The 14,261-nt window shown below is 61.3% G+C and carries 12 protein-coding genes; 8 read left to right on the top strand and 4 right to left on the bottom strand.

Features of this window, described 5'->3' with window-relative positions:
• Nucleotides 1-15 precede the first annotated feature (15 nt).
• Complete coding sequence (locus tag AC6CIG_RS24560; protein WP_498324035.1) at nt 16-1,254, top strand: MFS transporter; 1,239 nt, start codon at nt 16-18, stop codon at nt 1,252-1,254.
• A gap of 398 nt (nt 1,255-1,652) precedes the next feature.
• Here the strand turns inward: AC6CIG_RS24560 and AC6CIG_RS24565 are convergent, their stop codons facing one another.
• The 3 genes from AC6CIG_RS24565 to AC6CIG_RS24575 form a co-directional block, all read right to left on the bottom strand.
• Complete coding sequence (locus tag AC6CIG_RS24565; protein WP_498324036.1) at nt 1,653-3,191, bottom strand: PAS domain-containing sensor histidine kinase; 1,539 nt, start codon at nt 3,189-3,191, stop codon at nt 1,653-1,655.
• A gap of 734 nt (nt 3,192-3,925) precedes the next feature.
• Nucleotides 3,926-4,855, bottom strand: a complete 930-nt coding sequence (locus tag AC6CIG_RS24570; RefSeq protein ID WP_498324037.1) for a YobF C-terminal domain-containing protein — start codon at nt 4,853-4,855, stop codon at nt 3,926-3,928.
• A gap of 776 nt (nt 4,856-5,631) precedes the next feature.
• Nucleotides 5,632-6,711, bottom strand: coding sequence for an ABC transporter ATP-binding protein (locus tag AC6CIG_RS24575; protein WP_498324057.1), 1,080 nt, complete (start codon nt 6,709-6,711; stop codon nt 5,632-5,634).
• A 99-nt stretch (nt 6,712-6,810) separates the two neighbouring features.
• Here AC6CIG_RS24575 and AC6CIG_RS24580 point away from each other — a divergent pair, with 99 nt between their 5' ends.
• From AC6CIG_RS24580 to AC6CIG_RS24610, 7 genes are all read left to right on the top strand, one after another.
• Nucleotides 6,811-7,494 carry a GntR family transcriptional regulator gene (locus AC6CIG_RS24580; RefSeq protein ID WP_498324038.1) on the top strand — a complete coding sequence of 228 codons (684 nt, stop codon included), beginning with the start codon at nt 6,811-6,813 and terminating at the stop codon, nt 7,492-7,494.
• On the top strand, nt 7,491-8,468 hold the full coding sequence (locus tag AC6CIG_RS24585) for an alpha/beta hydrolase (protein ID WP_498324039.1): 978 nt from the start codon (nt 7,491-7,493) through the stop codon (nt 8,466-8,468). The genes AC6CIG_RS24580 and AC6CIG_RS24585 overlap by 4 nt, the downstream gene beginning before the upstream one ends.
• Nucleotides 8,469-8,492: 24 nt before the next feature.
• Complete coding sequence (locus tag AC6CIG_RS24590) at nt 8,493-9,695, top strand: ABC transporter substrate-binding protein (RefSeq protein ID WP_338280658.1); 1,203 nt, start codon at nt 8,493-8,495, stop codon at nt 9,693-9,695.
• 101 nt (nt 9,696-9,796) lie between these two features.
• Entirely contained in the window at nt 9,797-10,720 is a 924-nt protein-coding gene (locus AC6CIG_RS24595; protein ID WP_498324040.1) for a carbohydrate ABC transporter permease, read from the top strand.
• Complete coding sequence (locus tag AC6CIG_RS24600) at nt 10,717-11,550, top strand: carbohydrate ABC transporter permease (protein ID WP_018098107.1); 834 nt, start codon at nt 10,717-10,719, stop codon at nt 11,548-11,550. Before AC6CIG_RS24595 ends, AC6CIG_RS24600 begins: the two co-directional genes overlap by 4 nt.
• Before the next feature lie 22 nt (nt 11,551-11,572).
• Nucleotides 11,573-12,454 carry a sugar phosphate isomerase/epimerase family protein gene (locus AC6CIG_RS24605; protein WP_498324041.1) on the top strand — a complete coding sequence of 294 codons (882 nt, stop codon included), beginning with the start codon at nt 11,573-11,575 and terminating at the stop codon, nt 12,452-12,454.
• Nucleotides 12,451-13,446 carry a Gfo/Idh/MocA family protein gene (locus AC6CIG_RS24610; RefSeq protein WP_498324042.1) on the top strand — a complete coding sequence of 332 codons (996 nt, stop codon included), beginning with the start codon at nt 12,451-12,453 and terminating at the stop codon, nt 13,444-13,446. The genes AC6CIG_RS24605 and AC6CIG_RS24610 overlap by 4 nt, the downstream gene beginning before the upstream one ends.
• Before the next feature lie 132 nt (nt 13,447-13,578).
• On the opposite strand, the gene AC6CIG_RS24615 is transcribed toward AC6CIG_RS24610, so the two are convergent.
• Nucleotides 13,579-14,181 carry a hypothetical protein gene (locus tag AC6CIG_RS24615; protein WP_029961246.1) on the bottom strand — a complete coding sequence of 201 codons (603 nt, stop codon included), beginning with the start codon at nt 14,179-14,181 and terminating at the stop codon, nt 13,579-13,581.
• Nucleotides 14,182-14,261: the final 80 nt, after the last annotated feature.

Raw genomic sequence — 14,261 nt, forward strand, 5'->3', positions numbered from 1 at the left:
GGTCGGCACTGCGCCATGGACAATAACACCGCTCTAATCGCTCTCGGCACGCGCGAGTATCGGCGCCTGGCCCTCGCTATGGTGATGGCCGGTTTCTCGACATTCTCGCTCCTCTACAGTGCGCAGCCGCTGCTCCCGTTCTTCACGGCGCATTTTGCTGTCTCTCCGGAGACGGCGAGCCTGGCCGTTTCGCTTGCGACGGGCCCCATGGCCATCGGAATCATCTTCGCCGGCTGGATTGCCGATCGTGTCGGACGCCGACCGATCATGGTCTTTTCTCTGGCGAGCGCTGCAGTATACGGTTCGCTCGCGGGCTTGGCGCCGAGTTGGGAAAGTCTGCTCTTGCTGCGATGCCTGGCTGGCATCGCGCTTGCGGGGGTGCCGGCAGTCGCGATGGTCTATGTTTCCGAGGAGGTTGTGCCATCGGCCATCAGCCCGGCAATGGGGCTCTTCATCGCCGGCTCTGCCCTTGGCGGGATGATCGGTCGCCTTGGTGCGGCTTTCGCGGCCGAATGGTTCGGATGGCGATGGGGACTCGGCGCCACCGGGCTCTTCAGCGCCGCGGCGGCACTGGTCTTCTGGGCCTGTGCGCCGAACTCAAGAGGCTTCGTTACAAGAACGCAACCGCTCCGGTCCGCCCTGGCAAGCTATCGCAAGGTTCTGAGGGATCGGGCTCTCCTGCTGCTCTATGCCGAAGGCTTCCTGATGATGGGAGCCTTCGTGACGGTCTACAACTACGTGCCTTTCCGTCTGGTTGCCGAACCCTACGCCCTTGGCGGCTCGGCTATCGGGGCCATATTTCTTCTCTACATACTGGGTTCGATAAGTTCAACATGGTTCGGCCGAGCGGCCGGTAAGTTTGGCGTCCGCCGCACCTTCTGGGTTCCGCTGACGGTGCTTCTAGCCGGGATCGTCGCAACGGGCTCCACGCCGCTTTGGATCATCGTTGGGGGCATCGCCCTCGTCACCGCCGGCTTCTTCGGCGCGCACACGATTGCATCAAGCTGGGTCAGCCGTCGCGCCTTCGGCGAACGAGGCTATGCAAGCGCTGTTTATCTCTTCAGCTATTACGCCGGATCGAGCCTTTTAGGTTCGGCTGGCGGCTTCGTGTGGAGCCGCAGTGGATGGCCAGGCATCGTCGTGTTTTGCGGGCTGCTCTGCTTGCTTGCACTCGCAATCGCTTTCGGGGTCGCGCGCGTGCCCCCGCTCGCCGATCCACGCCAACCGAAAATGGGGCAACAGATGCCGGGATAGCCTGTGGCGACTCTCTCCGCTGTAAGTATGCAGTTGGGCAGGGTTTGTTGGCCTTCTGTGGCTCGTGCACTTCTAGCGCGGCGCGTCGAGAGCGTGGCGTGTTGATCGCGCCTGGACAATTAGTTCACGCGAATTCTTCGCTGCGACGGGTCCGAGGTCATCACCCTCGACGCTATCGCCGCCTTGCATTGGCTGTAGGTAGGCGCTCGCGCCTGGCGGTCCATGGTTGAATATGCCGACGCAGATGCGGCAGGTCGCACGGTCATCAAATCACCGGTGGCATTGGTCGGCAGGACTGCGCGAGACCTCGCGAGTCGCGCTGCCTAGGAGGATTACCACTACGATAGCACTTGATACGGTCCCTTCATCGATTCGCTTGTGGAACTGACCGAAGCAGCTCAGGAGGTTACGGCGAGCGGTTGGGGCGCTTGAGAGGGCATGATGGCATCCTGAACGCCCATTCTGGATTTGGCCGACGCGGAAATGGGAACCGTAAACGAAAACACGGCGCCGCCATTCGCGGCGTTCATCGCCCATAGCGCCCCGCTGTGGGCCTCTATGATTGAACGGCAGATTGACAGCCCCACCCCGAGACCGGTCGGCTTGGTCGTGTAAAACGGCTCGAAGACACGCTCCAAGGTGGCTTGCTTCAAGCCCGGACCGGAATCCTGCACGCTGACAAAGACATTGTCGTCGTCTCTTCCGGCGGTGATCCGAAGATTGCGATTGCCATGGTCGACATCACTCATCGCCTCGATGGCGTTGGTGATCAAGTTGAGCATCACCTGCTGCAACTGTACGCGGTCTCCTCGGACGGTCGGCAAGCTCTCCGAGAGTTGGACCTTGAGGAAGATACCGTTCTTCAGGGCTTTGCTGCGGCTAAGGGCAACGATCTCGCTGAGCGCCTCGGTGATGTCCAGGTCCTCGAGCGACGGCGGTGCGTTTTTGAACAGGGAGCGTATCCGATCAATGACATTGCCGGCCCGCGTGCCGTCCTTCACGACATCGTCGAGCGCCTCTCTCACCTCCACAAGATCGGGCGGGTCCCTTCCCAGCCAGCGAAGCGCGGCCTGCGCGTTGGCGAGTGCAGCGGCAATCGGCTGATTGACCTCGTGCGCGATCGAGGCGGAGAGTTCCACCAGGCTTGCGACCTGCGATGCACGCGCCAGCCTGTCGTTCGCGGCCTGGAGGGCCGCCTCGGCGCGTTTTCGGTCGTCAATATCGATAAGCAACTCAAACCATCGCAGAATGTGTCCGTCGACATCCCGCAGCGGCATAGCCAGCACATTGAACCAGCGATAGACGTCATCTGCGCGTCGCAGACGGGTCTCGATGTCGTAGGATCGACCTGCTTGATAGTTTGCATTGTGGGCGGCGATTGTGCGCTCCAAGTCCTCAGGATGGACGGCGTCTGTGGCTTCCCATTCCTTCAGCGTCTCCAGGGTCTTGCCAAAATATTTGAGCGTGGCCTGATTGAGGCCCTCGACCGCCCCCGACGGCATCGTCACTGCGACCGGAACCGGGATGCTGTCGACGATCAACTGAAAGTCGAGCTCACGTCGCCGCAAGGTCTCCTCAGCTCGCCGCAGATCCTCGACGTGGGTGACCGTTCCGCACCATTTGAGGATCCGTCCGGCATCGTCGAACATCGGACTGCATTGCACACGAACCCGGCGATACTGCCCGTCGAAGCGTCGAACGCGCGCCTCGATCTCGCCTGGTTGGCCGGACGCCAGAATCAACCGCCAGCGTTCGAGCAGTGCGGGGAGGTCGTCCGGGTTGACCGCGGCCTGCCATTCCGCGCCACGGGCTTCGTCCAGACCGAGGCCGGTGTATTCAGACCAGCTTCGGTTGACAAGCTCGAGCTGCCCGTCCGGCAGTGCGATCCACACCATGGCCGGAAGCGCGTCCAAAACGCGGCGGAGATCGAACTCCATTGCTGTCCTTTCCCCTCGGAAGTATTGATTAGAGATTGCTTACTCTGTCATGCGATCTGTGTACAGGCCGATGAAGCGGACGCTGCGCAAGGAGCGCAAGATCCCGTGTGACTGATCGTTCACGCCGCCCATGATGACTGCACTTCCGACCACTCCGCCTTTCATGCTTGTCAATCGCATCGCACCGCACCCTGCCTTCGCCAAAGGGCTGTTCAGTTAACGGCGTTGCTCGTACCGCGCCCCCGCAGCGCTGAAGACGGGGCAAGAGGTATGTTGCATGAAGCTTCGAGTGATGACCGCTCTGTCGCGCTATCTGCAATGCGATGCCGGCCCTGGCAGCCGATCCGGCCGCTGGCGAAAAGACGTTCTCGGTCAGTAAAGTCTGCCCTCGCGTCGGCGAAGGTGCGAGGAGCACTCTGGGACCAGCCTTAAATGGCGTGGTAGGCCGTGCTGCGGGCAGCCCTTCTGGCTTCAACTACCCGATGTTTTCAAGAACTCCAGTCTCACCTGGGAGCCCCAGCTCTTGCACGGATCGAGGTACAGCGCTCGCAAGGCGTCCGCTCGCACTGCGGAATCGGTTGACGTTTGTGGCGGTTGTCAAGTTTGGCTCATAGCACCGCGAACACTGCTTTACGCCCAACAGCGGAAATCCGAGAGCAAGTCGCGGAGCGGCCGCATTGGGTCGATTGTTCTGGTTCCTGTTGGTCTCACTTGGGGGCGTTCACAGCCCCGCATTACTGTGCTCGTTGTAAGGAAAACAGCAATCGCGCGTAGGTCGGCGCTAAAGCTCTCAATATGGCGGCGGCCTCTGCATCATGACCTGTCACCAGCGGGTACTGTAGTGATCCGACCAACTGAGCCTGTTCGGATGCGATGCGGGCCGCTTCAGCATGGCCGATCCGTGCCAGGCACGTCGCCGCATCTGCGAGACGCCTTGCGCCGACGCGCACGGCGAAGTGGATCAGGTGTCCACGCAGATCGTCATTGCAGCCGCCTTCGATCATGTCTGCCAAGACCTCGGCCGCCTCGGCATTGCCGACCGTTCCATCGGGTAAATGCGTCGCGTTCTCCATTGAAAGCCACCGTATCGCATTCGACAGCGACGCTCGGATCATGTCATCCTCACGGACCTCTCGATCGCGCCGGAAATTGGTCCGCATCGTAAAGGGCGCGCCGTAGTCAATGGTTTCGGCGCGCCATGCGGTCAGAAAGGCGTCTGCCGGCAGTGACACGAAAGGATATCCTTGCGGATCGTGCATCCGTACCCGCCCATCTTCGATGGCAAGCACGACGAGGTAATGGTCCGATCCGATAGGGCCGCTCATTCCCGGCTGATGCCCAAGATGCCCGATTTCAACCGGACCAACCCATACGGGGCCATCGGAGAGTGCCCGTTGAAGCTGGTTCAGAGCCTCGTTCGCGTTCGTGCTCTTGATGACCGTTGAAGCCCACCCCATCGCCTGAAGGGCTCCGTCGAAGCCAGCTTCCGGCGTCCATCCATAGGGATCGAAGAACGGCAGAGTTCCGCCGACGAGTTGCATCCCAAAGGGGCTGGCGGTCGCGAACTCGATGACCGCCGTCGATGGCGCATGAGCGCGGAACAGCATCGCGAAGGAGTTGGCGTAGCAATATGGGCCCGAGCCAATGTACGGAAAGTGCTCCATGGAAATGCCTCAAATCTCAAACTGGGAGGCACGACAAGAGCGGCAAATTTCGAGAAATTGTCAACACACAAAGGCAACGACAATGTGTGCCGCAGTCACTTACTCGGGGCTGTCTTAGCGGCCCAATTTCGCAAGCCGCCCTGACAATCGACTGCATGCAGGCCTGCGAAGCTGCTCACGGGCGCGGCGATCTTGAGGGGAGACCAGCCCGAGCGCCGTGCCAAAAACCAATGCCGAAGCGCCCGGAAATGGTCCCCTCTTACGCGCGGCCCAGTCGTTCGCCAAAAGATAGCTGAACTACTGCAACGGGTCGAGAATTAGCCTTCATCAGCGTTGTCGGTGGGTGGACGACGAAATTCCAGGGCTGGGACGAGGGACGGCCGCAATGCGGACCTCTAAGCGGTCGTCGCCAAGCCGATCGCCGAATGACGTGTTCGGGTCGGTCTTTCCGGTTTGATCCGCCGCGAAAGGGTGGTGAGCGGAGTCTGTCGAGAGGGGGCTAAGAGGCCGCGCCTTCATCTCAGTCGTTCGATGAGCCAGGGTTCGAGCCTGAAAACAGTCGGGTCGTTTCTTGATTGTGACGATGAGGCCTTGATACGGCACGGCGTCCTCCCGGCCTTTGAGCTTGACAGAGCCTACGCACGAGGCTTCAGCCAAGGTGCAGTGCCTTCTCAAGTGGTGCCAGAGCGAAGGCGACGCAGTCGGACACTGGTCGCGCAGAAACCGGGAGCTGTATTAGCTCCCAATAGGATTCTCGCTCGCCTTTACAGCACTCGTCAATTCAATCGCCGACCGGAAGAGCCATCGAACACATGAAGAGCGTCTGGGTTTGGGCGCACGTGGATCAGATCGCCGACGCTAATGGTACTCTCGCGGGGAAACTCTACCGTCAGCATACGCGCGTCGCCGGTTTCCAGATAGCCATAAGTCTGGCTACCCAATCGCTCAGCCACAGCAAGTTTTCCGCCGAACCATGCTTCTTCTGGAGCGCAGACGACAAGATCCTCGGGGCGGATTCCAACGGTTGCGGTCGCGGCTCGCAGTTCATGTGCGGTCTCGTTCCCAAGCTTGATTGTGCGGCCCTTCAGCCGAACTGCGACCTCATCGCCATGTGTGACGACTTCCGCGGAGATAGTGTTCATCGTCGGGCTGCCAATGAAACGGGCGACAAAGAGGCTGGCTGGACGGCGGTACAGCTCCAGCGGCGGGCCCACCTGCTCGACGCGCCCGGCATTCAGCACCACAATGCGGTCCGCAAGCGTCATCGCCTCGACCTGGTCGTGCGTGACGTAGACTGTCGTCGCCTTCATGCGGTTATGGAGTTTCGCGATCTCCAGCCGCATTTCTACCCGCAGCGCTGCATCGAGGTTCGACAGCGGTTCATCAAAAAGGAAAGCGGAAGGCTCCCTCACGATGGCGCGGCCCATGGCGACGCGCTGGCGCTGACCTCCCGATAGCTGGGCAGGCCGACGGTCGAGAAATGGCTGGATCTGAAGGATCTCGGCCGCCTGCGTCACGCGCTGCCTGATCATCGCTTCGTCAGCGCCGCGCATCTTGAGTCCGAATGCCATGTTCTCGCGCACGCTCATATGCGGGTAGAGGGCATAATCCTGGAACACCATCGCGATGTCTCGCTGGGATGGCGGAAGCGCGTTCACCAGCTTTCCTCCAATATCGAGTCTGCCTCCGGAAATCTCCTCAAGCCCCGCAATCATGCGCAGTAGAGTAGACTTGCCGCAACCGGAAGGACCTACCAGAACGAGGAACTCACCACTTTTTATGTCGATATCAATGTCATGGATGACCTGTAGCGAGCCATAGGATTTCTGGATCTGCGCCAAGCTGATTGCCGTCACGGTTTGGTCCTCCAAAAGGTCGGCATTACCCTTGACCTCCATTATCGATATCAATATCAATAATCGCAGGCAAGATGGTTGGCAACTCCGCGGACGCACATGAAGTACTTTTCGGCTCAGTCACATTCGCGAGACGCAAAACCGGCTAAGTCGGCGGCCGCCTTCAATGCGCTCAAGCGGGACATCATGCTCGGAGTGCTTCCTGCCGGCGCGTCACTGACGGAACTTGATCTTGCCGCCCATTTCTCCTGCAGCCAGGGAACCGTGCGCGAGGCGCTGCTGCAATTGCAGGAGGAGGGGCTTGTGCGTCGGCAGGGGCATCGGGGCACGCAGGTTTCTGAATGCACTGAAGCCGAAGCGGTGGAGATGTTCCGCGTGCGCCAGCAGATCGAGTGCAGCGGCATCCGGCGTACGCTCCAGATGCCGAGCCGTACCCTTGTTGCCGATCTTAAGGCTTTGTTCGCTGAGATGCTGCAAGCGGCGACCGTTGGCGACGAGCTTGAGCTCGCCTCTCTTGACCGCGATTTCCATCGTCGCATCTTTCAGGATGCTGAACTCCCCGCGCTGGACCCGATCTTGCACCGCTGTCTGGTGCACAATCACCGCTTCAAGATTTCACGCAGCACCAGTCCCCGCGATCTTGTCGCAACAGCGCAGCGTCACGGCTCGATCATTGAAGCGGTGGAAAGTGGGAGCGTGGAAAGGGCGAGTGAAGCACTTCGGCACCACATCGCGACCATCGTGGACCTCGGTCCCGACGTTTTCCCAGATGCGAGCCAATGAACGCGGCTCCCCACATGTCCCGGCTGTCCTCCGAAATGGCGGCGCTCCTTGACCGCGTCGAGCGAGAAACCGGCCCGCAACCGGATCCGACGACGCTGCCTCCTGCGCAGGGGAGGGCGCTGACTGCGCAGGGCAATCGCCGCTGGAACCGCGATCTCCCCGAGATGGCTGCTGTGGGCGACGCCTGGGTCGACGCGGATGAAATCCTTGGCTCTGCGCGCGTGCGGCTGAAGGTTCTCGTGCCGCCAGATCATCGGCCGGGCGCGGTCATCTTCGTGCATGGCGGCGGTTTCGCGTTTTGCAGCCCCGAGACCCATGAGCGCTGTGCGCGGGTCCTTGCGCTGGAGTGCAGTCTGCCAGTGCTGCTGCCGGACTATCGGCTGTCGCCCGAATATCCTTATCCCGCGGGCCTGATGGACGTTGTCGCAGCGTTCCGCTCCGCCTTTGCCGTTACCGGCGCCTTCGGCGTCGCTGACGGCCCTCTCATCCTTGCGGGCGACTCGGCGGGTGCCAACCTGGCGCTGGCCGCCATGCTTCACGAGCAAGCCACAGCGAAAACCGCTGCCGGCGCACTGCTTTTCTATGGAACCTATGCTGGCAATTTTCATACGCAATCCTACCGCGATTTCGAGAATGGACCGGGTCTGACGACCGCAAAGATGCAACGCTATTGGCACTGGTATGTCGGTCACCGAGATATGTCAGCCGACCCGTTGGCCTGTCCGCTCGTCGCTTCGGACGAAACACTGAAGGCCCTGCCGCCACTTCACCTGATGGCCGCAGGTGTAGATCCGCTGCTTTCCGACAGCATCCTGCTGCACGCCCGCCTCAAGAGCCTCGGGCGCAGCGATACTCTGACGGTCGTGCCGGGTGTTACGCACGGCTTTCTGCAGAATACCCTCGATCTGGCTGCCGCGCGGGAGGCGCTGGTGGCCGCGGGGGTGGCGGCAAAACGAATGGCTGCCGGCAACTGACTTGGGTTTTCAGAGGAGGAGACAATGAAAAACTGGAAGAAACTGGCAATCGGCGCTGCGTTCGCGACGTCGCTTCTCGCAGGCACTGCATCGGCGGAAACTGTCCGCTTCTGGTATCACTTCGACAATCCCGAAAATCCGATGGATGATCTGGTCGCCAAATTCGAGGCCGCCAATCCGGGCATCGAGATCGAGGCTGAAAACGTTCCTTGGAACAGCTATTACGATAATCTCTACACCGCGCTTGTCGGGGGCAATGCCCCGGATGCTGCCATGGTGAAGCTGTTTGCGCAGCCGCGTCTCATCGAAATGGGAGCGCTGGAGCCGATCGGCGAGCGCATCGATGCCTGGCCCGGCAAGGCGGACCTGCTCGACAACCTTCTGGAACTCAACAAGGGTCCGGACGGCCAGCAGTATTATCTGCCGATCCAGTACGTCGTGCTTTATCTCTATTATCGCGCCGACCTCTTCGAGCAGGCGGGCCTGAAGCCGCCTGCGACCTGCGAGGAGTTCCGCGACGCGGCAATAAAGCTCACCAAGGCGCCGGAAACCTACGGCTTCGGCCTGCGCGGCGGAAAGGGCGGATGGGACCAGTGGGGCGCCTTCGTGCTCTCGCAGGGCGCCAAGCTCGAGTCCGGCGGTCTAACGACGCCGGAGGCGATTGCCGCCAACCAGTGGCTGATCGATCTCTTCCAGAAGGACAAGGTCATTCCGCCATCGGCACCGAACGATGGCTTCCAGGAAATCACCGGTGCCTTCAAGAATGGCACGACGGCGATGACGATCCATCACATCGGCTCTTCCAACGACATGGTCAAGGCGCTTGGCGACAAGGTTTCCGCCGTGCCTGTGCCGGAATGCGGCGGTGGGCGCTGGACGTCCTACGGCGATGAGTCCTTGGCTATCTTCACTTCGTCGGAGGTGAAGGATGCGGCGTGGAAGTGGATATCCTTCCTGGCCGAGGGTGACAACAACGTGGCCTTCAACAAGGCGACGGGCCAGATGACCGTGACGAAGAGCGGCGCAGAAAATTGGACGCTGCATGAGCGTCGTTTCGTGGACGCGACAGTTCAGTCACTGCCGTTCGCCCATGTGCTGCCGCAGAACACGGCGACGTCGGAGTTCGTCAATACGGCCTGGCAGACGGCGATGCAGCAAGCGCTGACCGGCCAGATCACCTCCGAGCAGATGATGCAGCAGCTCGAGGCGTTATTCGCGCAGCAGTAGCCCCCCGGAGCGAGCAGTCTGCGCACGCTCCACCCTTGCCATCCGCCCGCCCGAACCTCAGGGCGGATGGCTTCCGAATGCCAACTGCCGGGAACGACCGCATGACCGCGACAACCGCTCCATCTCCGACGACGCCTGCCATTCCGACGCCCTGGAGCGTGCGGCTGATGCCATACATGCTGCTGGCGCCGGCCGTGGTCGTCACGCTGTTCATCGTCTTCTTTCCCATGGCCCAGGCGGTCTTCACCAGTCTCTACGATCTTGTCCTGTGGAAGCCGAACGCCAGCCGTTTCGTCGGGTTCGGGAATTATGTGAAACTCTTCGCCGATCCCGTCTTCTGGACTGCACTCGGCAATACCGCCATCTGGATCGGCCTGACAGTGCCGCTTCAGATGGGGCTCGGCCTGTTGACTGCGCTGCTGCTCAACCGGGAATTCCCCTGGCGGGGACTTGCGCGCGCTCTCATCATCATTCCGTGGGCCCTGCCGAGCGTGGTGATCGCGTTGATGTGGCGCTGGATCTACGATCCCAATACGGGCGTCTTAAACGATATCCTCATCTATCTCTCCGTCGTGCAGTCCGCCGTGCCGTGGCTTGCCGATCCGAATCTAGCGCTTTATGCGGTCATAGCGACGCTCACCTGGCAGGGCTTTCCCTTCTTCGCCGTCATGATCCTTGCCGGCCTCCAGGGAATTCCACGGAGCCACTATGAGGCCGCGTCCATCGACGGCGCCTCCCCATGGCGCCAGTTCGTGCACATCACGCTGCCCGGCATCGCCCCGGTGCTAGCGACGGCGGGACTGCTTCGCGTCATTTGGGTCGCCAATTCCATGGACGTCATCTTCGTCATGACCGGCGGCGGCCCGGGCTATGCAACCCATACCCTGCCGCTCTACGCCTTCGTCCGCGCCCGCCAGAACCTCGATTTCGGCTACGGCACGACGATCGCCGTGACGTTCACGATCCTGCTCGGCGCGATCGTGGCAGTCTATCTTGCCCGTACCATGCGGGAGGTTGAGCGATGAACAGACCCTCCACGTTCCGCCGTATCCTCACCACCGACCTGCCGGTACTCTTGATCGTGCTCTTCGCCATGGGGCCCTTCGTCTGGATGGTGCTGACTTCGCTGACGCCGACGGAGGCGCTGAACGCGACCGGCGTTTCCGTCTCGCCCGCCGGCTGGAGCCTCGACAACTATGTGCGCCTGCTCCAGCAGACCTCCTTCCTCGACAACATGCTCGACAGCCTGATCATCGCCTGCGGCACAGTGGTGCTCGGCCTTGCCGTCGCGGTGACGGCGGCCTACGCCTTCTCGCGCTTCCGCTTTGCGGGTCGCAAGCTTCTGATGTTGCAGTTCCTGCTCATCAACATGTTCCCGATCGTGCTCCTGATCCTGCCGCTCTTCGTGCTGATGCGGAAGGCTGGCATTCTCGACACCCATTTCGGCCTGATCCTCGCCAATGCAACGGTCGCCATTCCCTTCGCGGTCTGGATGCTAACGAGCTATGTCGGCGCGATCCCGAAAAGCCTTGACGAGGCGGCGATGATCGACGGCTGCTCGCGGCTGACGGCACTGCTCAGGGTCGTGCTGCCACTCACGATACCAGGCATTATCTCCACCGGCATCTACATCTTCATCACGGCCTGGAATGAATATCTCTACGCGCTGACGCTCGGCGGCAGGAACGTCCGTCCGGTCACGGTGGCGATCCAGACGCTGATCGGAGAATACCAGATCGAATGGGGCCTGCTTGCGGCGGGCGCCGTCGTCGGCGCGATGCCGGCCACCATCCTTTTCCTTCTCGTGCAGCGCCGCCTGATCGGCGGGCTGACCCAAGGCGCGGTGAAGGGCTGAACCGAGTAAAAGAGGACAGACAATGAACCCCGTCGGGTTGATCTCCATGCAATATGCGCGGCCGTTTACGTCGGAGCATTTCCCGCTGTTTTCCGAGATGAAAAGGCTCGGCTATGATTTCGTCGAGCTTCTTGTGCCTGAACCGGGCGAGCTCGACCTGAAGGAGGCGCGCCATGCGCTCGAGGCTGCCGAGCTCCAGGTCGTTCTCGCCGCCCGCGTCAACCTGCAGCGCAATCTTTCGTCGGATGATCCGGGCGCGCATCGCGCCGGCGTCGACTACCTCAAACATGCGGCCGATTGCGCCGCAGCTCTCGGCGCCACGATCGTCGGCGGCCCGCTCACGGGCAACCCGCTCGTCTTTGCCGGCCGGCCGCCGCAGCCGGTGAGCGAGGAGGAGCGCTTTTCCCGCAAGACTCGCTGCGTCGCGGGCCTCAAGGAAGCGGGCGATCATGCTGCCAGACTGAACGTCGTCCTGGCGGTCGAGCCGCTCAACCGGTTCGAAAGCGACGTGCTCTGCACCACGCAGCAGGCGATTGAACTGCTCGACGCTGTCGATCATCCAGCCATCCAGCTCATGCTCGACACATTCCACATGCACATGGAGGAAGCCTCCATTGCCGAGGCGATCCGACTCGGCGGAAAGCGCGTCGTGCATTTTCAGGCCAACGAGAACCACCGCGGCTTTCCCGGTACCGGGGCGACGGATTGGGTCGAGGTATTCCGCGCGCTCCATGATATCGGTTATGCCGGCCCGATCTCGCTCGAACCCTTCCGTCGCAACGACGACCGCTTCGGCGTGCCCTTTGCGCAGTGGCGTGCTCCGCACGAGGACGAGAGCGAACGTCTCGCCGCGAGTGCCGCATTCATCAAGTCCCACGTCCTGCTTACGGAATATCGTCGATGACACTCAAGATCGGTTGGATTGGCTGCGGCGTCCACGCCACTCAGATGCTGCTTCCGCAACTCGTTCGCCATGATGTGCAGATCGGCGCGCTCTGCGATATCGACGGCAATCGTCTGACCTCCGCCGGTCGGCAGTTCGGCGTCTCAAACCTGACGAGTGATGCGGAGGAGCTCATACGCCGCTCCGACATCGACGCCGTCGGCATGGCGGTCGGGCCGGACCAGCATCTCCTGTTCGGCAAGATGGCGCTGGAGCGGGGCCTTCCCGTCTTCATGGAAAAGCCACCGTCCGGTAGCGCCGCCGGGGCACGCGAACTGCTCGCGGCGTCGGAAAAGTCCGGCAAGCCGCTGCTTCTCGGCTTCATGAAGCGCTATTCAGCAGGGAACAAGATCGCGGCCAACATCCTGCGGTCTGGTCATTTCGGGGAAATCTACGGCCTTACCGGTTACTACATGACCGCGCCCGGCTATTTCGCAGGCAATGTCGACTATACCGGCTTCTTCCTGCATCACTGTGTGCATTACATGGACCTCGTCTCCTTCCTCGTCTCGCCGGTCACCAAGCTGACGGCGCGCAAGGTCGAGAAGGGCAGGGGCAAGGTGCTCTTCCATGTGAACTTCGATTTCGAATGCGGCGCCATCGGCACGATCGCCATGGGCACCGCGCAATCGCGCGGCGCGCCCGTCGAACGCATCGAAATTATGGGCGATCACCAGCGCATCGAGGTCGACAACGTCATCGACGTACGCTGGAACCGCAACCCGCCCTTTAAGGTCGACGATCCCGCTGCCACGCTTAACGATGCCGTCGACACTTTAATCTGGAAACCCAACTTCACTGCGGCCGCCAACGAGGACCCAAAGGGTTACCATCCGCTGCTCGCCGACGTTATCCCGGCGTTAGCGGGACATAAAACTTCGGCCCCGACGATCGCAGACGGTGTGATTGCCATGGAACGTCTCGAAGCATTGCGCCGCGAATTGGCGTTGTAGTGTTGGGTCAAGGCATGACAAGGTTGCGTCACAGCGGACACCGTGCGGGTTTGTCGAAGGGCGTCGCAGCGCGAGCGCATCGAGATCAACCTCAACGCCGTAACCTACGGCAGGGTGCCCATCTCAGCCTTCTCAGCCTCTCAGTGTTGCTAAGACTATGACGATCGCGAGAGCAGTGTCCAGCACGAAGCAGAACTCGGCCATCGACCGTACGACGACTTTGTTTTTGACGTGGTGATAGACGTCCCAGCCGGCATGCGCGACCAGTCCCGCCGCTACCAGCAGCGCTCCCACAAAGGGGCTAATAAAGAGGGCCACGGTGGCTAAACCGCCGAAGGCACTCATTGCGATGGCTTGCAGCGGCAGTTCGCGGTTAGGACGTCTCAGAGCCCGGATCACGCCATAGACCGCAAAGAGGGCGGCGAGGATAAGCATCGCCCATGTCGCATCGAAAGGTATGAGGCCGAACCTTGCGACGGTGATCACTACAACCGATAGCAGGAATACCGGCCAGGAAACCCACGGAATCTCCAAGGCAGCCGCTGCCAGGTACACGAGGCCCGAGGCGACGACGATCGCAGCCAAGTCCGTGCCGTGCTCCGAACCATTGAGCAGATCGACCGAAACGAAAGCCGCGAATGCCAAGCCGATAGCCGTGGGCCACCATTGTATCGACTGCCAGCCCGACGTGGGGGATTCGGGCGCTGACTTTGATGGTTGCGATGCTTCAGTCATGATTACTCCTCCCTGCGGTGGTGGTCCTTGGCCGACCACCGGTGTGAACACTAGCAGGCACACAGAGTTGGCAGGAATGA

The organism is Sinorhizobium sp. GQ132 (assembly GCF_059758575.1).

What these genes read in the sequence shown, in the direction of transcription:
- AC6CIG_RS24560 (WP_498324035.1), top strand. Translation starts at nt 16, where the DNA reads ATGGACAATAACACCGCTCTAATCGCTCTCGGCACGCGCGAGTATCGG.
- AC6CIG_RS24600 (WP_018098107.1), top strand. Translation starts at nt 10,717, where the DNA reads ATGAACAGACCCTCCACGTTCCGCCGTATCCTCACCACCGACCTGCCG.
- AC6CIG_RS24565 (WP_498324036.1), bottom strand. Translation starts at nt 3,191, where the DNA reads ATGGAGTTCGATCTCCGCCGCGTTTTGGACGCGCTTCCGGCCATGGTG.
- AC6CIG_RS24585 (WP_498324039.1), top strand. Translation starts at nt 7,491, where the DNA reads ATGAACGCGGCTCCCCACATGTCCCGGCTGTCCTCCGAAATGGCGGCG.
- AC6CIG_RS24610 (WP_498324042.1), top strand. Translation starts at nt 12,451, where the DNA reads ATGACACTCAAGATCGGTTGGATTGGCTGCGGCGTCCACGCCACTCAG.
- AC6CIG_RS24590 (WP_338280658.1), top strand. Translation starts at nt 8,493, where the DNA reads ATGAAAAACTGGAAGAAACTGGCAATCGGCGCTGCGTTCGCGACGTCG.
- AC6CIG_RS24615 (WP_029961246.1), bottom strand. Translation starts at nt 14,181, where the DNA reads ATGACTGAAGCATCGCAACCATCAAAGTCAGCGCCCGAATCCCCCACG.
- AC6CIG_RS24595 (WP_498324040.1), top strand. Translation starts at nt 9,797, where the DNA reads ATGACCGCGACAACCGCTCCATCTCCGACGACGCCTGCCATTCCGACG.
- AC6CIG_RS24570 (WP_498324037.1), bottom strand. Translation starts at nt 4,855, where the DNA reads ATGGAGCACTTTCCGTACATTGGCTCGGGCCCATATTGCTACGCCAAC.
- AC6CIG_RS24605 (WP_498324041.1), top strand. Translation starts at nt 11,573, where the DNA reads ATGAACCCCGTCGGGTTGATCTCCATGCAATATGCGCGGCCGTTTACG.
- AC6CIG_RS24580 (WP_498324038.1), top strand. Translation starts at nt 6,811, where the DNA reads ATGAAGTACTTTTCGGCTCAGTCACATTCGCGAGACGCAAAACCGGCT.